Genomic DNA, 23,814 nt, shown 5'->3' with positions numbered 1-23,814 from the left:
CAGTTGCTGGAACGCCAGGCCGCGCTCAGCCCCGACGCCGAGGCGCTGCGCTTCGACGAGGCCGCCCTCAGCTACCGCCAGTTGCACCAGCGCGCCAACCGCCTCGCCCGCCGCCTGTGCGCCGACGGCGTCGGCCCGGAAACCCTGGTCGCCGTCGCGCTGCCCCGCTCCATCGATCTGGTCGTGGCCCTGCTCGCCGTGCTCAAGGCCGGCGGCGCTTATCTGCCGCTTGATCTCGACTATCCGGCCGAACGCATCGCCTTCATGCTGGCCGACGCCCAACCCGCCGTCGTCCTGTCCCGTTCAGAGCTGCTGGCCGGCCTGCCGGTCGAACACGCACTGTGCCTGGACCAACTGGACGAGACCCTGTCCGATGCGCCGCTGGACCTCCCCGGCGACGACAGGCATCCGGCCTACGTCATTTACACCTCCGGCTCCACCGGCCGCCCCAAGGGCGCCGTCAACAGCCATCGCGCCATCGTCAACCGTCTGCTGTGGATGCAGCACGCCTACCCGCTGGCCGCCGACGACGTGGTTCTGCAAAAAACCCCGTCCAGCTTCGACGTCTCGGTCTGGGAGTTCTTCTGGCCGCTGATCGCCGGCGCCTCGCTGCTGCTGGCCCGGCCCGACGGCCATCGCGATCCCGTCTATCTGGCCGAACTGATCCGCCGCCGCGGCGTCACCACCTTGCATTTCGTCCCGTCCATGCTGGACGCCTTCCTGCAGGAGCCCGCCAGCGCCGGCTGCGCCAGCTTGCGCCGCGTGCTGTGCAGCGGCGAAGCCTTGCCCGCGCCGCTGCTGGCCCGCGCCGCCCAGACGCTGCCCTGCCCGCTGCATAATCTCTACGGCCCCACCGAAGCCGCCGTCGACGTCACCGCCTGGACTTGCGATCCGGTGCGCGACAGCCGCTCGGTGCCCATCGGCCATCCGATCTGGAACACCCAGCTCTTCGTGCTCGACGCCATGCTGCGGCCCTTGCCGCCCGGCATCCCCGGCGAGCTGTATCTGGGCGGCGTCGGCCTGGCCCGCGGCTATCTGCGCCGTCCGGCTCTGACTGCCGAGCGCTTCGTCGCCCACCCCTTCGCCGCCGGACAACGGCTGTACCGCACCGGCGACCGCGTCGTCCGCCGCGAGGACGGCGCGCTGGACTACCTGGGCCGCCTAGACCATCAGGTCAAGCTGCGCGGACTGCGCATCGAGCTGGGCGAGATCGAAGCCGCGCTGCTGGATCAGCCCGGCGTCGCCCAGGCCGTGGTCCTGATCCGCGAGGACGCGCCCGGGCAGCGCCGGCTGGTCGCCTACGCGGTGCCCGCCGCCGGCATCCAGGCCGACGTCGCGCGCTGGCGCGACGCGCTGGCCGCCCGCCTGCCCGACTACATGGTGCCCGCCGCCTGGGTGGCGCTGGACGCGCTGCCGCTGACGCCCAACGGCAAGCTGGACCGCCGCGCCCTGCCGGCGCCGGAGCTGACGCTGGCCGAACACCGCGAGCCGGTCACCGAAAAAGAAAAACTGCTGGCCGAGGCCTTCGCCCAGACCCTGGGCCTGGAGCGCGTCGGCCTGGACGACAGCTTCTTCAACCTCGGCGGCGATTCGCTGCTGGCCTTGCGGCTGAAGGGCCTGGCGCTCAAAGCCGGCGTCTCCTTCGAACTGGCCAGCCTGTTCGAACACCACAGCGTGGCGCTGCTGGCCGCCCATGCGGAACAGGCGGCGGCCGCCGCCGCGCCGGCCGAACCGTTCTCGCTGCTGGACCCCGCCGACCGCCGGCGGCTGCCGCCGGACGCGGTGGACGCCTACCCGCTCAGCCAATTGCAACAGGGCATGCTGTTCCACAGCGCCTTCCGCGACGGCTCGACGCTATACCACAACATCGTCGGGCTGGCGGTGTCCCTGCCTTACGACGCCGCCGCGCTGCGTCGCGCGCTGGACGCGCTGTGCCGGCGGCACGAGCTGCTGCGCACCCGCTTCGCGCTGGACGGCTATCTGGAACCCTTGCAACTGGTATTGGCCACGGCCGCCATTCCGCTGGGAGAAGGCGATCTCGGACAGCTGCCGCCCGCCGCGCAGCAAGAAACCCTTACGGCCTTCATCGCCGCCTGGTCCAAACAGGCTTTCGATCCCGGCGCCGCGCCGCTGCTGCACGCCCACGCCCACCGGCTGGGCGAACGGCGCTTCCACCTGACGCTGCGCATCCACCACGCCATCCTCGACGGCTGGAGCGACTCCGTCTTCATCGTCGAACTGGCCCAGCTCTACCAGGCTGAACTGGCCGGCCGGCCCTGCCGGCTGCCCGCGCTGTCCAGCCGCTACCGCGACTACATCGCGCTGGAACGCGAGGCGATGGCCTCGCCGGCCAGCCGGGATTTCTGGCGGGAACAGCTGCGCGGCTACGAAGCCGCCGCCGCGCTGCTCGCCCGCGAGGACAGCGCCGCCGCGGCCGACGGCCCGCTGCAGATCCACGCCGACATCGCCATAGACGAGCCGGTTTCGACGGCGCTGACCGCGCTGGCGCGCCGCTTGAACGCGCCGCTGAAATCGGTGCTGCTGGCCGCCCACCTGGCGGCGCTGGCCATGCTGACCGGCAAAAGCAGCGCCTGCACCGCGCTGGTCACCAACGGCCGGCCGGAAACCGCGGACGCGGAGCATATGGTGGGCCTGTTCCTGAACTCGGTGCCGCTGCGCATGGAGATCCGGCGCGAACCCTGGACCCGGCTGATAAGCCGCGTGATAGACGCGGAACGGGCGCTGCTGCCGCACCGGCGTTATCCGCTGGCCACCATGCTGCGCGACGCCGGCCTGCGCGACGCCGGCGAGGCCATCTTCAATTACACGCATTTCCAGGCGCTGGAAGCGCTGGCCGACTGGCGCCAGCAGGACAGCGCGATGGACAACAGCTTCGCGCTGCAAATCAATTTCCGCCCCGACGGCGCGCGCATCGCCGGCAGCCTGACCGCCCACCGCGACGCCCACGACGCCGACGCGCTGCGGCGCTACGCTCGCTGCTACGCCGCCGTGCTCGCGCAGCTGGCCGGCGACCCCGACGGCCCGGTGCGCCGTCTGGACCTGCTGGACGAGGACGAGCGCCGCCTGCTGCTGGATGACCAGGCCAGCGCCCGCGACATCGCGCCGCTGCCGCTGTGCGAGCTGTTCGAGCGGCAAGTCCGCCGCGCGCCGGACGCGCCGGCGCTGGACTGCGACGGCGAAACCTTGAGCTACGCCGAGCTCAACCGCCGGGCCAACCGGCTGGGCCGGCGGCTGATCGCCGCGGGCGTCGGCCCTGGTCGGCTGGTGGCGGTCGCGCTGCCCAAATCGGCGGCGCTGCTCGTCGCGCAACTGGCGACGCTGAAAGCCGGCGCCGCCTATCTGCCGCTGGACCTCAACTACCCGGCGGAGCGGCTGGCGCTGATGCTGGACGACGCCCGCCCCGCCCTGGTGCTGAGCGACGCCGGCTCCGCCGCCCGCCTGCCGCAAACCGCCGGGCCGGTGATGGCGCCGGAGGCCGACGATAGCTTCGCGGACGGCGACATCGGCCAGCAAGAAAGGCTGCGCCCGCTGACAGCGGACGATCTGGCCTACGTGATCTACACCTCCGGCTCCACCGGCCGGCCCAAAGGCGTCGCGGTCGGCCACGCCGGACTGGCCAGCCTGGCGCAAGACCTGAAAGAGCGCTGCGCGCTGGACGCGTCCGCGCGCGTGCTGCAATTCTCCTCGCCGGGCTTTGACGCCTCGGTGCTGGAAATGCTGATGGCCTTCGCCGGCGGCGCCTGCCTGGTGCCCGCCAACGCCAGGCAGCTGGACGCCGACAGCCTGCCGGGCACGCTGCGCGCCGCGCGCGTCAGCCACGCGCTGCTGCCGCCGGCGCTGCTGGCCATGCTGGAACCGGCGCCGGATCTGCTGCCCGGCGCCTTGCTGGTCGGCGCCGACGCCTGCCCCGCCGAGGTAGTGGCCAAATGGGCGCGCGGCCGCCGGATGATCAACGCCTACGGCCCCACTGAATCCACCATCTGCGCCACCCTGAGCGACCGCCTGACCGACGGCGCGCCGCCCATAGGCCGGCCGGTGCTCAACAGCCAGGTCTATCTGCTGGACGAGGCCTTGCAGCCGGTGCCCGCCGGCGTCGCCGGCGAGCTGTACGTGGCCGGCGCCGGCCTGGCGCGCGGCTATCTGGGCCGCCCCGCGCTCAGCGCCGAGCGTTTCGTCGCCAATCCCTTCGGCGCGCCCGGCAGCCGGCTCTACCGCAGCGGCGACAAGGCGCGCCGCCTGGCGGACGGCCAGCTGGAATTCCTGGGCCGGCTCGATCAGCAGATCAAGCTGCGCGGCTATCGCATCGAGCCGGGCGAGATCGAGGCCGCGCTGCGCGCGCAAACCGACGTGGCCCAGGCCGTGGTCTTGCCTGTCGACGACGACGGCCGCAAGCGCCTGGTCGCCTACGCCGTCCCGCGCGCCGGCGCCAGCCTGGACGGCGCGCGGCTGCGCGCCGGGCTGGCCGCCGGCCTGCCCGACTACATGGTGCCCGCCGCGGTGACGGTCTTGCCCGCGCTGCCTTTGAACGCCCACGGCAAGCTGGACCGCGGCGCGCTGCCGGCGCCGGTCTTCGCGACCGCGCCGCAACGCTTGCCGGCCACGCCGCTTGAACAGACGCTGGCGGCCTTGTTCGCGGAGACGCTGCGGCTGCCGGCCGTGGATCTGGACGCCGGCTTCTTCGAATTGGGCGGCGACTCGCTGCTGGCGATGCGGCTGGCCGCCCTCATCCGCGGCAAGCTGGGCGTCAAGCTGTCGATGGAACAACTCTTCCTCGCCCCCAGCGTCGCCGAATTGGCGCGGCGCCCGGCGTTTGGCCGCCCGGACGAATCCTCGTCGGCGGCCGGCGGCCGCTCGTTCTGGCTGACCGTCCGCCGACAAGACGGCGAGCCGGTCTCGCTGCGCTGCGACGGCGAGCTGGAGCTGCCGGCCTTGCGCCAGGCCTTGCGCGAGCTGGGCCGCCGTCACGCCGCCCTGAACGCGCCGGCCGAAACAGGGGCGACGATCAAGGCCGCCAACGGCCTGGCCTTGCCCGCCGCGCTGCGCCAGGCCGCGGACAGCGGCGCCGGCGCGCCGATCGCGCCGCTGCTGCGGGAGCTGGCCCAGGCTTACGCCGCCCGCGCCGACGGCGGCGCCCCCGATTGGACGCCGCTGCCGCGGCCATACGCCGACTACGCGGACTACGCCGCGTCGCGCGCAGAACTCAGCCAGGCGACGGCTCCGTCCGGCACGCCGGCTTCGCGCCCTTTCCCTCCCTCTTCCACGACATTGGAGCAAGCATGAACACTCCCCATCCCGACGCGGCCGTCTACCTGAAAAGCGGCGTCAAACTGGAACCGCTGTTCCACCGCTGGTACGCCTGGAGTCATCTGGTGTCGCCGGTCCAGCAGGCGATCAATCTGGCCTTCCGCCAGATTCCGCTGCTGCGCTCCTTCATCGCCAACCCCAATGTGCACATCGCCGCCTCCAAGAACCCCCAGATGCTGGGCGGCCCCTTCCTGGAGCTGCCGGCCAGCGATCTGCCCGCGGTGCGCCGCCTGCTGCAGGACACGCTGAAGGACGCGGCGCCGCTGCTCCGCTTCGCCGAAGACCTGCAAAAGCTCAATCGCCAGCTGCAGCAAACCGCCAGCGGCCACAGCCTGGACGCGGTCTACGCCGAGTTGCCGCCCACGTTGGCCGGCCTGGTCGAAGTCAGCTACGACCTCAACCATCACCCCGGCCTCCGCGTGCTGGACCCATTGCTGAGCTATCCGGACGCCGCGGACGCGGACCGGCAGGCGCTGGCCTTCAGCACCGAGCGCGACGAGCAGCGCCATTTCTTTCTGAACACGCCCCGGCTGGACGGCGACGCCAGGCTGGTGCTCCCGCTGCCCTTCGCCGCCCCCCATCACGAAGCGCTCGCCGCCAGCCGGATACGCGCCGTCCCTTACGCGGAGCTGAAGCAGGCGCTGAAGGTACCGGCGGAACAGGAAGCCCGCTTCCGCGGCTTCTTCGACACCGAAGCGCCGCGGCGCGAGCAGCCCGAGTATCACGGCGGCGACGTGCGCATCCGTTATTTCGGCCACGCCTGCGTTCTGCTGCAAACGGCGTCCACCTCGGTCCTGATCGATCCCTTCGTCACCTGGGACCGGGACGGCGAGCCGCAGCGGCTGACTTTCGACGATCTGCCCGACCATATCGACTACGTGTTCATCACCCACAACCATCAGGACCATTTCAGCCCGGAGCTGCTGCTGCAATTGCGCGGCCGCATCGGCCGCCTGCTGGTGCCTCGCCACAACAGCCGCAGCCTGGCCGATCCGTCGATGAAGCTCACGCTGCGCGCGCTCGGCTTCCGCAACGTGTCCGAACTCGAGCCGATGGAAAGCGTGCGCTTCGACGACGGCGAAATCGTCAGCCTGCCGTTTTACGGCGAGCACGCCGACCTGGACATCGAAAGCAAGCACGGCATGTTCCTGCAGCTGAAAAACCGCCGCTTCCTGTTCCTGGCGGACTCGGACTGCAAGGACCGCGCGCTCTACCGCCGCATCGTGGAGCGTCTGGGCAAGGCGGACACGCTGTTCATCGGCATGGAGTGCGACGGCGCGCCGCTCAGCTGGCTGTACGGCCCGTACACCGGCAGCCCGCTCAGCCGGCGCGACGACGAATCCCGCACCTTGTCCGGCTCGGACTGCGAGCACGCCTGGAGCATCGTCGAGGAGTTCGACTGTAAGAAGATCTACGTCTACGCGATGGGGCAAGAACCCTGGATGCGCTTCGTCACCGGCCTGGAGTATTCGGCCGACAGCAAGCAGATCGTCGAGTCGAACAAGTTCCTCGAGCGCTGCCGCGCCGCGGGCCTGAGCGCGGAACGGCTGTACGGCTGTAGCAGCTTCAGCTGCTGAGCCTGTTCAATGTCCGCCGCGCGTCGCGGAAGCCGACACGGTGAAAGCCGCCTGGAAATGCTCATGCGCCCCAAGCACATGCCGTTTTCCAGCGGTTTTCGCCCTGTCTCGCCTTCGCTCGCAAAACGTAAGAGCTTCCAGGACGCCGTCGCCGGCTTGGGGCGCGGGGCTGAATAAAGGCTTGCTCTTGTCGACTGATTGCCGACCCAAGGTATTCGCTTATGAAATTTTCACTCGATGCCGGCTACGGCTGGCTTGCGTCCTTGCAACAGGAACGACTGTTCCACCTGAATCCGCTGGCGCCGGACGCCGCCTCATGCTCGTTTCCCGTCGTGCTGCGGATAAGCGGCGCGCTGGACGCCGCGGCATTGGAGACGGCCCTGGCCGCGGTCGTGGCCAAACACGAGGCCTTGCGCACGACGATGGCCTTCGACGGCGACGAACTGCTTTGCTCGACGCGGCACGCCTGGCCCGGCCCCCTGCTCCAGCCGACGCGCCAGGAACCGGCGAGCGGGGACAGCGCCGGCCTGGCCGCGGCCGTCCGGGAAGTCATCGACCGCCCCTTCGATCTGGCGACGGGGCCTTTATTTCGCTTTGCTCTCTTTCAGCCGGCGGATGATGAGGCGAGCCTGGTCATGGTGTTCCATCAGGCTGTTTTTGACGCCTGGTCGGCCGGCATCCTGGCTACAGACCTGGACACGGCTTATGCCGCCGCCTTGAACGGCGGCGACGTCGAGCTCGCGCCCAATGCGCTCGATTACGCGGACTTCGCCCATTGGCAGCGCGAACCATGGCGCGCCGGCGCGCCCCGGCCTTCACGATTGGGCGCGGACGGTCCGTTGCCGGCCACGATATCGACGGACGGCGCTCAATGGGCGCTCAAGCTCCCCTCCGAGCAAGAACAACAATTGCGCCGGCTTCAACGGGAAACGGGAGACGCCTTGCTGGTCGTTTTCTCATCCTTGCTCGGTCTTTTCCTGGGCGCGGAAAGCGGCCGGGATGAAATCCTCATCGACGCGTCCGTCCCGGGGCGACGCCACGCGGAAGCCAATGAAATCATCGGCCTGTTTGAAACCCCGCTCCCGCTGCGCTTGCGCCTGGACGCCAAGCCCACTCTGCGGGAGATGCTGGACCAGGTCCGCACGCAGGCCGCGCAGGGCGCGGAGAACCGGAGCATGGCGTTTGAACCCTCCGCCGCCTTGGAGCCGCCAGGGTTTCAAGTCGCCGCGCGGGTGCGAAAACGCCCGCTCTGGCGTCTCGCCGGCCTGCGGCTGACCGAGCAGGCGGCGCATGCCGGACGCGCGAAGCGCGACTTGAGCTTTGTGCTGGACGAACGCGACGACGGCGTCTGGCTGACGCTCGAGTACGCCGACGCCTTGTTCGAAGCCTCGGCCGCCCAGCGGCTCTTGAACGGGCTGGTCCGCTTCGCCGCGCAATGCCTTGCCGATCCCGCCCGCCGGCCGGACGCCTTGCCGGCGGCTGATGGGCAAGAACTCGCCAGCCGCGGACAAGAGCGGGGCACCGGCGCGCTCGCGGCGTTGGCGCGGCCCCAGGCCGACGCCCGGCTGGGCCAGCTGTCCAGCAATCAGCAAAGCCTGTATTTCTTTGAGAAACTGGCCCCGGACCGCGCCTTGTACAATGTCCCGCTGCATCTGGAGATGCGCGGCCAGCTGGACCCCGCCCGCCTGGAGGCGGCGCTGGAACAGCTGCTGAAACGCCATGAAGCCCTGCGCGCGCGCTTTGTGGAAACCCCGGCCGGCCTGCGGCAGGACATCGGCGCGTCGCCCTCCCGCGTACTCGAAACCGCGGATCTCAGCCAACTGCCGCCGGACCGCCGCGACGCCGGCTTCGCCAGCCTGGAACGGGATGTCAGCTCGACCCCCTTCGACCTCGCCGCCGGCCGGCTATGCCGCTTTTGCCTGGCGCGCCGCGGCCGCGATCACTGGGTGTTGTTGATGGTGTTTCACCACATGGCGTTTGACGGCCATTCCGCGCAGATATGGCTGCGCGATCTGCGGACCCTGCTGCGAGACGGCGCCTTGCCCGCCGTGGGGCCGGCGACGACGGTGAGAGAGGCCGCCGCCGAGGAGCGGGCCTGGCAGCGCAGCCGCGACTATCAAAAGGAATTGAGCCGCTGGCTAGACCGCCTGGCGGGAACCGCGGCCCCGCTCAATCTCAGGCCGGACCGCCCGCGCCCGCTGAGACGCGACTACGCCGGGGCCTTCCTGGAATGCGCCTTGCCCCAGACGCTGCTGGGCGAGCACATCCAGCGCGCCGCCCAGCTTGGCGCCTCGCCGTTCATGGCCGTCGCCGCCCTGCTCGCCGCCTATCTGTCCGCGCGCGGCAATCAGGCCGACGTCTGCCTGGGCTTCCCCCATGGCGGACGCGGCGACGGCGCGATCGAGGACACCATAGGCAATTTCGTCAATTTGCTGGCCATGCCGGTGCGGATAGAGATCGCCGACACCCCGCGCAACATCATCGAAAAAGTGCGCCAAACCGCCCAGGCGAGCTACGCCGGCTACCGGGTGCCGTTCTCCTCCCTCGTCGATCGGCTTGGCCTGGAGCGCGTTCCCGGTCAACACCCGGTCTTCCAGGCGGTGGTCACCGTCGATCAAGACTTCGACGGCTGGACGCAGGACGGCCTGACCGTGGCCTTGCTGCCGGGCAGCAACCCTATCGCCAAGTTCGACCTGGCCTTCGGCTTCAATCTGGCGCGCAGCTGCGTCCGCATCGAGTACGCGACCGATATGTTCGACCCGGCGTCGATTGAAGCCATGGGCGCGGAACTATCGGCCTTGCTGTCCCAGTGCGTGCGGGGCTTCGACGCGCCGCTGCGGCAGGCCGCCGGCGCGACGGCCGCCGGGGAGGTGCCGCGCGCCGCGCCCAAGCTGCTGAGAAAACCCAAGCCGGCCGGCGCCGGGAACGCCGGCTTGGCGACGGACGCGACGTGAGCCCATGTCAAGCGCCGACAACTGACCAACCGCCGGAGGGCGCAAAGCGCTCTAGCCGGCAGGACATGCAAAACCAATGACTCATCCAACAGAACTCAGCGCCTGCCAAACGCTTGCCGAGGCCTTCTCCCGCTCGGTCCAGCGCTTTCCCGATCGCATCGCCGTGCAATGCGCGGCGGCTTCGCTCAGCTACCGGCAACTGGATCAGCGGGCGGACGCCCTGGCCCGCCGCCTCCGCGCCATGGGCGTGACCGCCGAAACCCTGGTGGGCTTGTCCGTGCGCAGATCGTCCGATCTGATCGTCGCCATGCTGGCCATTCTGAAAGCCGGCGGCGCCTACCTGCCGCTGGACCCGGAGTATCCGGCGGAGCGGCTGGACTACCTCGTCGGCGACGCACGGCCCAAGCTCATCGTCGTGGATGCGGCATCGCGGGAACGGCTGGCCGCCGCCGCGTCCGCCAAGGACATCCCGCAGCTTGATCTGGACGCTTTTGCGCCATCGCGCGACGAGACGCCCGTGGGCGGCGGCGCGCCGAATCGCGACAACCTGGCTTACGTCATCTATACCTCGGGCTCGACCGGAGGCCCCAAAGGCAGCCTGATCACCCACCGCAATGTGCTGCGGCTGTTTACCGAGTCCCAGCCTTATTACGACTTTGGGCCGGAGGACGTCTGGCCCTTGCTGCATTCCTACGCCTTCGATTTTTCGGTCTGGGAAATCTTCGGCGCGCTCTTGCATGGCGGCGCCCTGCTGGTCCCGGACCTGGCCACCATTCGAGACCCCTCCGCGCTGCTGGCGTATTTGCGGCGGCATGGCGCGACGGTGCTCAACCAGACGCCGTCCTTCTTCTATCAGCTGGCCCTGTATCTGAGCGAACATCCGGAACAGCGCGAGGCCCTGGAATCGCTGGCCTTCGTGGTGTTTGGCGGCGAGCGGCTGGACCTGACCCAGCTCAAGCCCTGGTTCAAGACCATGGGCGACGAGGGTCCGGTGCTGGTCAATATGTACGGCATCACCGAGACCACCGTGCACGTCACCTTGCACGTGGTCGACGCCGACGAGACGAAGCATAGGAAGTCCGCCGGCATCGGCTCGGCCTTGCCGGACTTGTCGCTGTTCCTGCTCGACGAGGACTTGCAGCCGGTGGCGGCCGGCGAGGTCGGCGAGCTGTATGTCGCCGGTCCGGGACTGGCGCGCGGCTATCACGGCCGGCCCGGCCTGACCGCCGAGGCCTTCATTCCCTGCCCCTTCCCCGGCCGCGAAGGCCAGCGGATGTACAAAACCCAGGACCTGGCGAAGATCGATCCGCACGGCGAGCTGGTTTACGAATCGCGCAAGGGCGGCTACCTGAAGATCCGCGGTTTCCGGGTTTCGCTGGCCGAGATCGAATCCGCGCTCTGCGAGCTGGACGGCGTCGCCAACGCGGTGGTCCAGGCCTCGTCCGAGGATGGGCGAGATCTGGTGTCGGCCTATCTGCGCTTTGCGTCCGCGCCGATGAGCTTGCGGGAACTCCGCCAGGCGCTGGCGGAAAAACTGCCCGGCTTCATGATGCCGCACCACTTTCATTGCATCGACAGCCTGCCGCTGACCGCTCACGGCAAGATCGATCGCAGCCGTTTGCCGCACATCGCGCGGGCCCTGAGCGACGAACGCCCGCCGGACGCGCCGGCCTCGGCCGACGAAGCCGACATGACGGCGATCTGGCGCCGGGTGCTCGGCGTGGAACGTCTTGGTCCTAACGATGATTTCTTCGCCTTGGGCGGGGACTCCATCCGCGCCGTGGAACTGATCATGGCGCTGAATCGCGCCGGCTGGGCCGCCACGGTGGAAGACGTGTTTCACTCGCCCAATGTCCGGGACCTGAACGACCGCAGCCTGCGGGGCGAAACCGGCTTGCCGCCGACGCGGGCGAAACGCGCGAACGCCGCGTCCGACATGCAGCGCCTGATGCTGGAGCACTATCAGGCGGCCCCGGCAGGGCTGGGCGTCTATCACGTGCAGCAGTGGTTTGACTGCGTGGACGCGGCGCTCGACATCGGGCGGCTCATGGAGTCCTTCCGCTTGGAGTTTTCCCGGCATCCCGTCTTCCGCACGCTCTTCGTCCGCGACGGCGACGCGATTCTCCGCACCGACGCGGGCAGGGAACGGGTGCGCCTGGACGCCGTCGACCTCCGGCGCGACGCCCCTGCCCGGCAGCGGGCGCGGATTGCCGAGTACGCGCGCGCCGATCTCCACGCGCCATTCGCGCCCTTCGAGGCGGCAAGCGAAACGGCGCGGCTGCGCTTCTTCCAAACCGAGGACAGCCGCTGCGTCGTTTTCCTGAGCATCCACCACGCGATAGACGACGGCTGGGGTCAGCAACGCTTTTTCGACGCGGTATTTCAGCGCTATCAGCGCCATGACGCCGTCGCGCCGCCGGCGCGCGCGGACGTGTTTTCCGAATACGTCGCCCTCCAGCAGCGCATGGCCCTGGACCCGGCGGCGATTGAATACTGGCGGCGAGCGCCGTTTGCCGGCGCGCAGACGCTTGCGCGACGGAGAACGCCGCCGGCCGGAATGACGGAGCACAAAAAACGAATCGCGCCCCGGCTGGTGGCCCGCGTCGGCCACTGCGCGCGCGCGCGGCGCATCCAGACGCGATCCTTGTATTTGGCCGCCGCCGGGCAAGCGATCGCGCGCGCGACCCGGGACCCCAGATCTTGATCGGAATGGTGGTCAACGGCCGGGTGCCGGAACTGAGCGATCCGCTGGACGCGGTGGGCCTGTTCTGGAATTTGCAGCCGCTGTCGTTTCAGGCCTTGGCGTGCCCGCTGGAGACGGCTGAGGCCATCCACCAGCGCCTGCTGCTGCAGGAGAAATACGCGCTCTACCCGCTCAGCGCGATTTTCGATGCGCGCAGCCCTGGCCGGGAGTTTCTTTACACCTTCAACTTCACGAATTTCCGGGCGCGGGATTCGAAAACGGCGGATTTGCGGGACTGGGACGGCGTGGATCGCTTCCACTACCCCGTCAATATCGCCGTCCATCTGGACGAGGGCTCGGACATCGCCGAATTCCGGCTGAGCGGCGATCCCGCTTATTGCGGCGAGGCCGCGGCGGACGCGCTGTTCCAGGCTTTCGAAGAAGCGCTGGGCGTCGCCGTCGGGGAGCTGGCCGGCCTAGGCGCTTGACGCGGCCGCGCGAGGCCGGCGCTCCCGGCCTCAGCGCGACAGCAAGGCGGCCACTCGCTTGGCGGTGGCCTTGGCCGACTGCGGGTTTTGCCCGGTCACCAGCCGGCCGTCCACCACCACCTTGGGCATGAACGGCAGCCAGGCTTTTTCATAGCGGGCGCCGCGCCGCCTCATTTCCTCCTCGGCGTTGTAGGGCACTTTGCCGGCCACGCCGGCCAACACTTCCTCCCGCCAGGAAAAGCCGGTCAGCCGACGACCGGCCACCAGCAGCGCGCCGTCGGACAAGCGGATATTCAGCAGGCCGCAATAACCGTGGCACACCGAGGAAACGACGCCGCCCTGCTCGTAGATCTCGCGGGCGAGCCGCTGCAGGCCGGCGTGCTCCGGAAAATCCCACATCACCGCGTGGCCGCCGGTGAAATAGATCGCGTCGAACGCCGCCGGGGCGATGTCTTCCGGCTTGGCGGTATCCGCCAGCAAGGCCCGCTTATCGGCGCTGGCCAGCCAGGCCCGCGCCGAGGCGTCGGCGTTCGGCCATTTCAGCGAGCGCGGCTCCAAGGGAGAGGCGCCGCCCAGCGGGCTGATCAACTGCTGCTCCCAGCCTTGCGCGGCGAACACCTCGTAAGCGTGGCTCAATTCAGACAGCCACAAACCGGTGGCTTCGGACGGATCGGCGTAGTGAGCGACATTGCTCACCACATGCAGAATGCGCTTGCTCATGACGGCTTCTCCTCATCAAAGCGCCGCTGGGGTTTGAACACGGTTTGCGTCGGCCGTTTCCGGCGGCGGGCCTGCGCCACCTTAAGCTTCAAGTCCGCTTGAGGGTCAAGGCATTTCACCTGAGCCTAAGCGCCCGTTTACGACTTTTCCGGGAGCGGGCCTTGCCCGCTTCCCGGCGCTCCGCCCGCCGCGCCGTCCTCGTCGCGCAGGCGGTTCAGCACCCATTGGGCCCGCTCGTCGCAGGCCAGCCCTTCCGGCCCGTTCTCCATGCTGGCGATCACCCGCCGCAACTGGGCCTTGTTCTGCTCCAGCCGCTGCTGTAAGCGTTCGATCTCGGCCACTTTGCGCATGAGCCCCGCCAGCAGGTCCTCATGCTGCCAGGCCTTAGGCTCCGTCGGCAGCAGACGGCGAATCTCCTCCAGGGAAAAGCCGGCGCTCTGGGCGCTGGCGATGATGTCCAATACCCACAGCGCTTCCGGGCCGTAATCACGGTAGCCGTTGGCCCCGCGCGCCACCGCCCGGATTAGGCCGCTGGCTTCGTAAAAGCGAATGCGGGAGGCGGTCATGCCGCAGCGCTTCGCCAATTCTCCAATTTTCATCCGCGTTCTCGATCGGGGCTTGACATTAAAGTTAACTTTAAACCTATGGTTGAGCCAAGATCAAACCCGGAGCGCGCGCTCATGACCCTATTCAGCCCCTTGACCCTTCCCAACGGCTCCAGCCTGCCCAACCGCATCGCCAAGGCGGCGATGGAAGAAAACATGGCGGACGCGGACCAGGCCCCGTCCGATGCCTTGATGAGGCTCTACCAGGCCTGGGCGGACGGCGGCGCCGGCCTGCTGATCAGCGGCAACGTGATGGTGGACGGCCGCGCGATGACCGGGCCGGGCGGCGTGGTGCTGGAGGACGAGCGCCAGATGGAGCGCTTCCGGCGCTGGGCCCGGATCGGCCGCTCCCGCGGCGCGCAGTTCTGGTTGCAGATCAACCATCCCGGCCGTCAGATGCCGGCCAATCTGGGCCAGGCCACCTGGGCGCCGTCCGCGGTGCCGCTGGACCTGGGCAAGATGTCCAGGCATTTCGCCCTGCCGCAGGCGATGACGCCGCAGGGGATCGCCGATGTGATACGGCGCTTCGCCCGCAGCGCGGGCCTCGCCGAGCAGGCCGGTTTCGACGGCGTGGAAATCCACGCGGCCCACGGCTATCTGCTCAGCCAGTTCCTGTCCCCGCTGTCCAACCAAAGAACGGACGCCTGGGGCGGCCCGCTGGAAAACCGGGCCCGCCTGTTGCTGGAGATCGTCAAAGCGGTGCGCGCGGAGGTGTCCCCGGGCTTCGCCGTGGCGGTCAAGCTCAATTCCGCCGATTTCCAGCGCGGCGGCTTCAGCGCCGACGACGCCCGCCAGGTGGTGCTCTGGCTCAATGAGCTGGCGGTGGATCTGGTCGAGCTTTCCGGCGGCAGTTACGAAGCGCCGGCAATGCAGGGCGAGGCCCGCGACGGGCGCACCCTGGCCCGCGAGGCCTATTTCCTGACGTTCGCCCAAGCGCTCCAAACCGTGGCAGCCATGCCGGTGATGGTCACCGGCGGCATCCGTCGCCGGCCGGTGGCCGAACAGGTGGTGGCCAGCGGCGTGGCCATGGCGGGCATCGCCACCGCGCTGGCCCTGGACCCCAGGCTGCCCAGCGACTGGCGCCAGGGCAAGGACACCGCTCCGGCGCTGCCGCCCATCGCCTGGCGCAACAAGCCGCTGGCGGCGCTCGCCAATATGGCCGCGGTGAAGTTTCAGCTGCGCCGGCTCAGCCAGGGCAAGACGCCCAAGCCCCAGGTGTCGCCGCTGCGGGCGCTGATCCAGCAGCAGCTGGCCGCCGCCTGCCGCGCCCGCCGCTATCGACGCTGGGCGGCGCAACGCTGAGCCGGCGGCCTCAAGCGCCCGGCAGCGCGGCCAGAAAGCGCTTCAGCGCCGGGTTGGCCGCGTCCTTGCGGCTGACGAAGCTCAGCGGCATCGGCAAGGACAAATCCCGCAGCCGGAAGAAGCGCGCCTGGGCCGGCGGCCGGCCCAGATTGGCGGAGTTGACGATGGCGGCGCCGATGCCGGCGCAGACCAGCGACAAGATCGCCGTTTCGGTGCCGGCCTCCTGCGCCACCCTAAGACGCACGCCCAGTTGCCGGCAAGCGCTGATCAGGCGGTCGTAATAGCCGGGATAGGCTTCGCGCGGCATGGTGACGAAGGGCCGGTCCGCCAGGCTGCGCAGCGCGACGGGGCGGCTCTCGTCGTGGCCGGTGTCCCAGCAGCGCGGCAGCGCCAGCACCACGTCGTGCTCCAGCAAGGGCAGGCCGGCCAGGCTTTCCGGCAAGTCTTCGTATTGGTAGATGAAGCCGCCGTCCAGCGCGCCCTCCTCCAGCGCGCTCAATTGCTGCGGCGTGTTCAGCACGCTCAGCTCCAGCGCCACCTCCGGCGCCTCCGCCTGGAAGCGGCTGAAAGCCTGGGGCACCAGGCCGTCCCAACCGGCGTTCTCCACGCAGCCCAGCCGCAGCCGGCCCAAAAGGCCGGCGGCCACGCGCCGCGCGCTCTCGGCCGCGTCGTCCAGCGCGGCCATCGCTTTGCGCACCTCGCGCAAATAGCTTGCGCCGGCCGCGGTCAGCTTGAGGCCGCGCGGCGAACGCTCAAACAGCGGCAGGCCCAGCTCTTGTTCCAGGTCCTGGATCTGCCGCGACACCGCCGGCTGGGTGATGTGCAGATGCTCGGAGGCCAGGCGCACGCTTTGGTGCTCGGCCACGGCGATGAAGTAACGAAGATGGCGCAATTCCATGCGGGGTCTTTCGGCTTGGCTATGCCTTTAAGTTATCACGAATTAATAATTCGGCATTGGAAAGCATGAATAATTTCCGCGATAGTGACGGTCAAGCCGCCGGCCGCGCCGGCGCGCACCCTAGCCGCAGAGACCCAAATGGACACCATCAGCCCCACTTATCAACTTGGCGACGCCAAGATCACCCGCGTGACGGACACCCTGCTGCGCGGCCTGGCCCCGTCCTTCCTCTACCGCGACTGGAACGAGACGCTGCTGGCGCAAGAGCCGGGCTTGCGCGGTCTGCTGGACGCCGACGGCGCGCGCCTCACCCTGAGCGTGCACAGCTGGGCGGTGGAATGGGCCGGCCAGGTTTTCCTGATCGACACCGGCGTCGGCAATGACAAGGAACGCGCGTTCAACCCGCTGTTCCACCGGCTGCAAACGCCCTTTCTGGAACGCCTGGCCCGCGCGGGCATCCAGCCCGCGGACGTCGACCACGTGTTGCTGACCCATTTGCACGCGGACCATGTGGGCTGGAACACGCGGCTGATCAACGGCCAGTGGACGCCCACCTTCCCCAAGGCCCTCTATGCTTTGCCGCAAGGCGATCTGGATTTCTTCGCCACGCCGGAAGCGGACAGCCGGCGCATGGTGTTCGACGACAGCGTGGCGCCGGTGATCGCCTCCGGTCAGGCGCGCGTGATCGGCCTGGACGGCGGCGACTACCAGGACGGTTTCCGCTTCCACCCCACGCCCGGCCATTGCGCCGGCCATATGTCGATCTCGCTGAGTTCGCGCGGCGAGACGGCGCTGTTCTGCGGCGATGTGATGCATACGCCGATGCAGGTGTACCGGCCGGAATGGAATTCGGTGTTCTGCCGGGAGCAGGACGCGGCGCGGACATCCCGGCGCTGGCTGCTGGACTTCGCCGCCGAGCGCCGCGCCCTGGTGTTCAGCGCCCACTTCGCCGACAGCTCCGCCGGCCGGGTGACGCGCCGGGACGGCGGCTTCGGCTGGACCTTCCTCTAGAGGCGCCGCTTAACGATCCGCCGCCTCCGTGGGGCGTCCCCGTCCACGCGGCTTTGAAACGCCGACGACAAGCTGCTCTAATCCTTAATCTCAATGCCTTGCGCCAGGCCTTGCACAGGCCCCCAACCTAGGAGCTCCTCATGGCCCTTCCCACCCTCGCGCCGGAGGCCGTCGCCGCCCTGGCCCAGGCCGCCGGCCTCAAGCTCGCCCCCGATCGCCTGGAGGCCGTCGCCGCCACCCTGGCCTTCATCCGCGCGGAAATCGCCAAGCTGGACCGGCTGAGCCCGGCCGACGCGCGCTCAGCGCCCCCCTTCGACCCGGACTGGAGGTAAACGCCGTGCAAGCCTATCAATTGAGCATTGTGGACGCGGCCCGGCAGATAGCGGACGGCCAGTTGTCACCGGTGGAGCTGACCCGCTCGGTGCTGGAGCGGGCGCAAGAGAAAGAAGACCAGCTGTCCGCCTATGTCACGCTCGCCGCGGATCAGGCCATGGACGCCGCGCGGCGGGCCGAGCAGGAAATCCGCCGCAAGGAATACCGCGGCGTCTTGCACGGCATCCCCTACGCGCTGAAAGACCTGATAGACGCGGCCGGCCTGCCCACCACCGCCAGTTCGCAAGTGCGCCGGCATCACCTCGCCGCCGCCGACAGCGAGGTGGCCGCCCGGCTCAAACAGGCGGGCATGATCTTGACCGGCAAGACCCATACCCATGAATTCGCCTTTGGCCTGACCACGCCGCAAACCAACAATCCCTGGGCGCCGGAGCGCTCCCCCGGCGGCTCCAGCGGCGGTTCCGCCGCCGCGGTGGCTTATGGCGGCGCGCTGGCGGCGCTGGGCACCGACACCGGCGGCTCCATCCGGGTGCCGGCCGCCTTGTGCGGGCTGGTGGGCCTGAAGCCCACTTACGAACTGGTGTCCCGCCAAGGCGTGGTGCCGCTGTCCGGCTCGCTGGACCATGTCGGCCCCATCACCCGCACCGTGGCGGACGCCGCGGCCTTATTGGACGCCATCGCGACGCGACGGCCGCCATCGGCCGACAGCTACCGCCAGGGCCTGGGCCAGGGGTGGAGGGGCTGCGCGTCGGCGTGGCCGGCAATTATTTCTGCGAGCATATCGCGCCGGACATCCAGGCCGCGCTCCAGGACCAGCAGGCCGAACTCGCCGCCGCCGGCGCGACGCTGGTGGAGGTCGAGATCCCGCTGACCGATTTCATCCTGCCCATCCAATGGGGCCTGATAGCGCCGGAAGCCGCCGCCTATCACCGGGACGCGCTGCGCCGCGCGCCGCAGCTGTACGGCGACGAGGTGAGGACGCTGCTGGAAGCCTGCATGCTGGTGCCGCAGAACGAACACGCCCAGGCCCAGGCCGCGCGGATCGCTCTACAAACCGCCTGGCGCCGGCTTTTCGCAGGCATCGACCTGCTCTTGGTCCCCACCGTGCCGCACACCGCGCCGCTGCACGGCCAGGACAGCTTCGTCTGGCCGGACGGCGTCGAGGAGAGCGTGGTCTCCGCCTATATACGGCTGAGCACGCCCGCCAATGTGCTGGGCCTGCCGGCGCTGACGGTGCCGGCCGGCCTGGACCGGGCCGGGCTGCCGTTCGGCGTACAGCTGATTGGCCGGCCTTTCGACGAGCTCACGGTGCTGCGCGCCGGCCAGCTGATAGAGAGCCGCTGCCAAACCCGGTTTGACCTGCCGCGGGCCTAAGAACCTGGTCACAGCCTGCCGCGCTTCGCGACGCGTGGCGCGGCGGGCGCCGCTTAAACATGCTCATGCGCCGCCTGCGCATTCCGCTTTACTCAGCGGCTCCCGCCTTGTCTCGCCCTGGCGCGCGAGGCTTTGAACAGACTTGTGGACTGTCCGCATCGCGCCCGCTCACAAACCGCCCAGCGAACCGTCGCGCAGGCTCTTGGCCATGGTTTTGCAGGTGTGGAGAAAAGCCGCCACCGCCGGGCTGACGTGCTTCCGGCTGGGCACCGCCAGGCCCACCGCGCGCCTCACCATGGGCGCCAGCGGCTTTTTCACCACGCCGGGGCATAAGGCCAGCAAGGGCGCCGGCACCGCGAGATCGGCGACGATGGACACCCCGGCGCCGTTCTCCACCATTTTGACGATGGTGAGAATCTGGGCGTAGCGGTGCTTGACCATGGGCCGCAGGCCGGCGGTTTCAAACAATCTCTCAATCAGCGCGGTATTGCCCGCCAGCGTCATGATGAAGGGCATGTCGCACAAATCCGCCAGCCGCGCCGCCGGCTGGCCGGCCAGCGGATGGCCGGCCGGAATCAAGGCCACGAACTGGTCCTCCACCAGCGGCAAGGTGTCGAAACGATCGTCCGGCAACACCACGAAGCCCACGTCCACCCGGCGCTCGCTGACCCATTGCGCCACTTCGTCGTCCTCGCCCTCTTCCACGAACACGTCGATTTCCGGATAGCTGGCGCGGAACTGCTCGAGGATGCGCGGCAACAGCAGCAACGAGGAGGTGGTGCCGAAGGAGCCGATGCGCAGCACGCCGCGGTTCAGGCCGCGCGCCGCCGACGCCTCCTGACGGATCGCCTCGGCCACGCCCAAGAGCTCGCGCACGCGCAGCAGCAGGCTGTTGCCGGCCTCGGTGGCCTCGATGCCGGCCTGGCCGCGCGTCAGCAGGGTCAGCCCCCATTCCTTCTCCAATTGCCTGATCGCGTGCGACACCGCGGATTGGCTGATGCCCAATTTGTCCGCCGCCGCGGTGAAGCCGCCCAGCTCCGCCACCAGCGCAAAGATTTCCAGCTGCGTAAAGGTCATGACCGTCTCGTCCACCCATGAGCAAATGCTCATTTTTCCATGAATTCAAACAATCAATAGTATATACGCACCCACATAGCATCAGGAGGCCGGGCGGCACGCCCGGCGCCCACCATGAATCACTCAAGCACCCTCGCCGTCGCGGCGCAGCCCGCCCGCGCGCAAACCGCGCTCAGGCCGGCCCTGTCTCTGAAACTGGCGCTGACCGCGCTGTTCTGGGGCGGCACCTTCATCGCCGGCAGAGTGCTGGCGCAATCCATGCCGCTGATGACCGCCGCCTTCGGCCGCTTCCTGGTGGCCGCCCTGCTGCTGGTGCTGGTGGCTTGCCGGCTGGAAGGCGGGCTGCCGCGGCTGAACCGCTCGCAGATCGCCGTCACCGCGTTTCTGGGCTTTACCGGCATTTTTCTCTACAACGCCTGTTTCTTCGGCGCGCTGGCGCGCATTCCCGCCGGCCGCACCGCCTTGTTCGTCAGCCTCAATCCCATCATGACCGCGCTGGCCGCCAGCCTGATTTTCCGCGAGCGTCTGGGCCTGCGCCGCTGGGCCGGCATCGCCGTGGCCTTGCTGGGCGCCATGGTGGTCATCACCCGCGGCGATCTCGTCGGCACGGTCCACGATTTCAGCCAGTCCTTCGGCGCCGGCGAAGCCCTGATGAGCCTGGCGGTGCTGAGCTGGGCGGCCTATACGCTGGGCTCGCGCAAGGCGATGGAAACCCTGAGTCCGATCGCGGCCACCACCTACGCCACGCTGTGGGGCCTGGCCTTCCTGTCCCTCGGCGCGGCCGGCGAGATCGGCTCCGTTCCCTGGGCCTCCTTCGGCTGGCGGATCTGGCTGTCCATGCTCTATCTGGGGGCCATAGGCACCGTGGTGGGCTTCATCTGGTATTACCAGGGCATCCGGGAGATCGGCCCCTCGCGCGCCGCCGTGTTCACCAATCTGGTGCCCGCCTTCGGCGTGCTGCTGTCCGCGGGGCTGCTGGGCGAACCCATTCTGGCGTCCATGTTGGCGGGCGGCGCGCTGGCGGCGGCGGGCGTGTCCCTGACCAACCGCAAGTGAGCGTTCGGCCGCGCCCGCCCCGCCGGGCGCGGCCCTCGGGCAAGCCCTTAGTACGAATACCTAAGCCACGGCTTTTGATTTGCAAAACGAATAAAATCGCATTGACAGTCAAGGTCGCGCTGCTAGGCTTCAATTCCCAAACCCCTTAGGGAGAAGCCCCATGGCCAGCCCGCTCACCCTGTTGATGCCGGTCATTCCCGGCACCAGCCTGGAAGCCATCGCCGCCACTCTGGCGGAATACGAACCCACCCTGCATCAAGCGCTGACTTCGATCGGCACCGTCCATTACGCGCGCACCTTGCTCTTGGACCGCTCCGCCGCCAATCTGCAGCCCACCGGCAAAAGCAGCGACAACTACGTGATCGCGGTCATCACCGAGTACGACGGCAGCTTCAACGCCTACATCAACGACTTCGTCGCCCAGGTGGGCACCGTCTTCGACGCGCTGCTGCAATTCGTCGTGGGAGGCAAGGCGCTGACCCCGGTGGCCAATAATGTGGCGGCCTTTCAGGCCTTCATCGCCCAGAACGACGCGTCCCAGCATATTCCCAACAACGGCGGCGGCGGCAAGGACGACAACGGCTTGTACCAGGCCTATCCGTACACGGTGCAGACCATACTCGCCGCGCTGGACTGAAGCGCGCCCGCCAGGCGCAGGCGGCCCGCCCGCTTGCGCCTTAGAGCCTGTTCAAAGTCTCGCGAGCAAGCGCGAGTCAAGGCGAAAACGAGCGAAAAAGCGGAATGTACGCGTGGTACATGAGCAGCTTGAGCGGGTACTCGCCGAGCAGCGTTTCACGAAGCGCAGCGGACTTTGAACAGCCTCTTACACCCGTCCCATTGCTGAAAGGCATGCCATGAACAGCCCCGACCTCCCGTACGACGACATCCAAGGCACGATTCTGCGCGGCTACCGCGTGGACCTGGCCCGGCATTTCATTCTGAGCGTTAGCGACAAGGCCGCCGCCGGCGAGCTGATCCTGAAACTGGTGGAGGGCCGGGACGGCCTGCCGAGCATCACCAGCGCCAAGCGCTGGCTGCAAAAACCGAGCAGCTTCCTGAACATAGGCTTCACCTGTCCCGGGCTGCGCATGCTGGGCGTCGGCGCCGAGCAGCTGGCCAGTTTCGAATCGACCTTCCAGCGCGGCGCCACCGATGGCGACACCGCCAGCCTCGTTGGCGACATCGGCGCCAGCGCGCCTGAAAAATGGATAGGCGGCCTGGCCAATGGCGAGCAGGTGCACATCGTGCTCAGCTTGTGGGTGGCCAAAGATCCGGCGCTGCTGGAAAGCCTCAGCGCGCGGCTGCGTCAGGCCTTCGCCGGCGCCGTCAGCGAACTATCCGCCCATGACGCCCAGGCGCTGCCTGACAATCAGGTGCACTTCGGTTACCGCGACAGCATCGCCCAGCCCACCATCGCCGGCGCCCCGCCGCGCAAGCGCCCGGAACCGGACGATCAGGCCGTCATCGCCACCGGGGAATTCCTGCTCGGCTACACCAACGAGGGCAACGGCGTGTACTCGGTGCAACCGCCCGAACTCAGCCGCAACAGCAGCTATGCCGCTTTCCGCATCCTGGAACAGGACGTGGCCGCTTTCGACGCGTTCCTGAGCGAATACGCGGCCAAGGCCGGCATCGATCCCGAACTGCTGGCGGCCAAGGTATGCGGACGCTGGCGCAACGGCAACCCGCTGACGCTGCGGCCGGACGAGGCCGGCGCCACGCTGCCGACCAGTCAATTGAACGACTTCAACTACGTCAATGCCCAGCCGTCCCAAGACGACACCCTGGGCCTGAAATGTCCGATAGGCTCCCACATCCGCCGCAACAATCCGCGCAACGGCGCGGTGGTGGGCACCGACAGCGCCCACCACCGCATCGTGCGCCGGGCCATGCCTTACGGCCCGGCCTACGACCCCGAACACCCCTCGGCCGCGGCCCGCGGCCTGATCGGCTACTTCATCAACGCCAGCCTCAGCAATCAGTTCGAATTTCTCAGCAGCCAGTGGAACCTGCTCAGCGACTTCGTCAAATCCGCCACGGAACCGGGCAATCCGGACGCCGGCAACGCGGTGTTCAACATCAGCGGAGAAGACGTCTTCCTCGGCGTCAACGACGCCGCGGACAGCAGCTTCACCCTGGCCGCGCCCGGCCGCTCGGGCAAGAACAACACCGTGTTGCAAGGCTTCTCGCGGATGATCACCACCCGCGGCGGCGCGTATTGCTTCCTTCCCGGCATCGGCGGCCTGCGCTACCTGGCGCGGCTGGCCAGCGGCTAAGAGCCTGTTCAAAGTCTGCTGCGCGTCGTGAAGCCTTGCACGGTGAGTACGAGCTCAAAATGCTCATGTACCACGTGTGCATTCCGCTTTTTCGCTCGTTTTCGCCTTGTCTCGCGCTTGCTCGCGAGACTTTGC

17 protein-coding genes are annotated in these 23,814 nt (G+C 68.6%); 13 read left to right on the top strand and 4 right to left on the bottom strand.

From position 1 onward, the window contains the following. Window positions 1-3 precede the first annotated feature (3 nt). The 5 genes from HQN78_RS05100 to HQN78_RS05080 all read left to right on the top strand — a co-directional run bounded on the left by HQN78_RS05100 (window position 4) and on the right by HQN78_RS05080 (window position 13,027). Window positions 4-5,301, top strand: a complete 5,298-nt coding sequence (locus HQN78_RS05100; RefSeq protein ID WP_235088345.1) for a non-ribosomal peptide synthetase — start codon at window positions 4-6, stop codon at window positions 5,299-5,301. Then, entirely contained in the window at window positions 5,298-6,902 is a 1,605-nt protein-coding gene (locus tag HQN78_RS05095) for an MBL fold metallo-hydrolase (protein WP_235088342.1), read from the top strand. The genes HQN78_RS05100 and HQN78_RS05095 overlap by 4 nt, the downstream gene beginning before the upstream one ends. A gap of 221 nt (window positions 6,903-7,123) precedes the next feature. After that, window positions 7,124-9,856 carry a condensation domain-containing protein gene (locus HQN78_RS05090; protein ID WP_235088339.1) on the top strand — a complete coding sequence of 911 codons (2,733 nt, stop codon included), beginning with the start codon at window positions 7,124-7,126 and terminating at the stop codon, window positions 9,854-9,856. Window positions 9,857-9,932: 76 nt separating this feature from the next. After that, window positions 9,933-12,560 (top strand): non-ribosomal peptide synthetase, encoded by a 2,628-nt coding sequence (locus tag HQN78_RS05085; protein WP_235088337.1) that lies wholly within the window; start codon window positions 9,933-9,935, stop codon window positions 12,558-12,560. Continuing rightward, complete coding sequence (locus HQN78_RS05080) at window positions 12,557-13,027, top strand: hypothetical protein (protein ID WP_235088335.1); 471 nt, start codon at window positions 12,557-12,559, stop codon at window positions 13,025-13,027. Before HQN78_RS05085 ends, HQN78_RS05080 begins: the two co-directional genes overlap by 4 nt. A gap of 30 nt (window positions 13,028-13,057) precedes the next feature. On the opposite strand, the gene HQN78_RS05075 is transcribed toward HQN78_RS05080, so the two are convergent. Continuing rightward, window positions 13,058-13,747 carry a type 1 glutamine amidotransferase domain-containing protein gene (locus tag HQN78_RS05075; protein ID WP_107799548.1) on the bottom strand — a complete coding sequence of 230 codons (690 nt, stop codon included), beginning with the start codon at window positions 13,745-13,747 and terminating at the stop codon, window positions 13,058-13,060. Window positions 13,748-13,884: 137 nt separating this feature from the next. Continuing rightward, window positions 13,885-14,346, bottom strand: coding sequence for a MerR family transcriptional regulator (locus HQN78_RS05070; protein ID WP_235088333.1), 462 nt, complete (start codon window positions 14,344-14,346; stop codon window positions 13,885-13,887). An 81-nt stretch (window positions 14,347-14,427) separates the two neighbouring features. On the opposite strand from HQN78_RS05070, the gene HQN78_RS05065 reads away from it, so the two are divergent. Further along, window positions 14,428-15,654 carry an NADH:flavin oxidoreductase/NADH oxidase family protein gene (locus tag HQN78_RS05065; RefSeq protein ID WP_107799550.1) on the top strand — a complete coding sequence of 409 codons (1,227 nt, stop codon included), beginning with the start codon at window positions 14,428-14,430 and terminating at the stop codon, window positions 15,652-15,654. A gap of 10 nt (window positions 15,655-15,664) precedes the next feature. Here the strand turns inward: HQN78_RS05065 and HQN78_RS05060 are convergent, their stop codons facing one another. Then, window positions 15,665-16,552 carry a LysR family transcriptional regulator gene (locus HQN78_RS05060; RefSeq protein ID WP_107799551.1) on the bottom strand — a complete coding sequence of 296 codons (888 nt, stop codon included), beginning with the start codon at window positions 16,550-16,552 and terminating at the stop codon, window positions 15,665-15,667. Between the two features lie 138 nt (window positions 16,553-16,690). Between HQN78_RS05060 and HQN78_RS05055 the strand changes: the two genes are divergently transcribed. From HQN78_RS05055 to HQN78_RS25430, 4 genes are all read left to right on the top strand, one after another. Then, window positions 16,691-17,563, top strand: a complete 873-nt coding sequence (locus HQN78_RS05055; protein WP_235088331.1) for an MBL fold metallo-hydrolase — start codon at window positions 16,691-16,693, stop codon at window positions 17,561-17,563. 140 nt (window positions 17,564-17,703) lie between these two features. After that, window positions 17,704-17,895 (top strand): hypothetical protein, encoded by a 192-nt coding sequence (locus tag HQN78_RS05050; RefSeq protein WP_227103504.1) that lies wholly within the window; start codon window positions 17,704-17,706, stop codon window positions 17,893-17,895. Between the two features lie 5 nt (window positions 17,896-17,900). Then, window positions 17,901-18,767 (top strand): amidase, encoded by an 867-nt coding sequence (locus tag HQN78_RS25435; RefSeq protein ID WP_255701215.1) that lies wholly within the window; start codon window positions 17,901-17,903, stop codon window positions 18,765-18,767. After that, complete coding sequence (locus HQN78_RS25430) at window positions 18,650-19,270, top strand: amidase family protein (RefSeq protein WP_255701214.1); 621 nt, start codon at window positions 18,650-18,652, stop codon at window positions 19,268-19,270. Before HQN78_RS25435 ends, HQN78_RS25430 begins: the two co-directional genes overlap by 118 nt. Before the next feature lie 168 nt (window positions 19,271-19,438). Here HQN78_RS25430 and HQN78_RS05040 read toward each other — a convergent pair whose 3' ends face one another. Further along, the gene (locus tag HQN78_RS05040) at window positions 19,439-20,347 is read right to left on the bottom strand and encodes a LysR family transcriptional regulator (RefSeq protein ID WP_227103509.1); all 909 of its coding nucleotides are present in this window, start codon (window positions 20,345-20,347) and stop codon (window positions 19,439-19,441) included. 114 nt (window positions 20,348-20,461) lie between these two features. On the opposite strand from HQN78_RS05040, the gene HQN78_RS05035 reads away from it, so the two are divergent. The 3 genes from HQN78_RS05035 to HQN78_RS05025 all read left to right on the top strand — a co-directional run bounded on the left by HQN78_RS05035 (window position 20,462) and on the right by HQN78_RS05025 (window position 23,679). Continuing rightward, entirely contained in the window at window positions 20,462-21,403 is a 942-nt protein-coding gene (locus HQN78_RS05035; protein ID WP_107799555.1) for a DMT family transporter, read from the top strand. A gap of 160 nt (window positions 21,404-21,563) precedes the next feature. Next, window positions 21,564-22,040 (top strand): hypothetical protein, encoded by a 477-nt coding sequence (locus HQN78_RS05030; RefSeq protein ID WP_227103511.1) that lies wholly within the window; start codon window positions 21,564-21,566, stop codon window positions 22,038-22,040. A gap of 217 nt (window positions 22,041-22,257) precedes the next feature. Next, window positions 22,258-23,679, top strand: coding sequence for a hypothetical protein (locus HQN78_RS05025; RefSeq protein WP_235088328.1), 1,422 nt, complete (start codon window positions 22,258-22,260; stop codon window positions 23,677-23,679). Window positions 23,680-23,814 lie beyond the last annotated feature (135 nt).

This window comes from Chromobacterium sp. Beijing, assembly GCF_021496765.1.
GTDB lineage: Bacteria > Pseudomonadota > Gammaproteobacteria > Burkholderiales > Chromobacteriaceae > Chromobacterium.
Note: the sequence above shows the minus strand (reverse complement) of the source record. Positions and strands in the feature narration are given on the sequence as shown.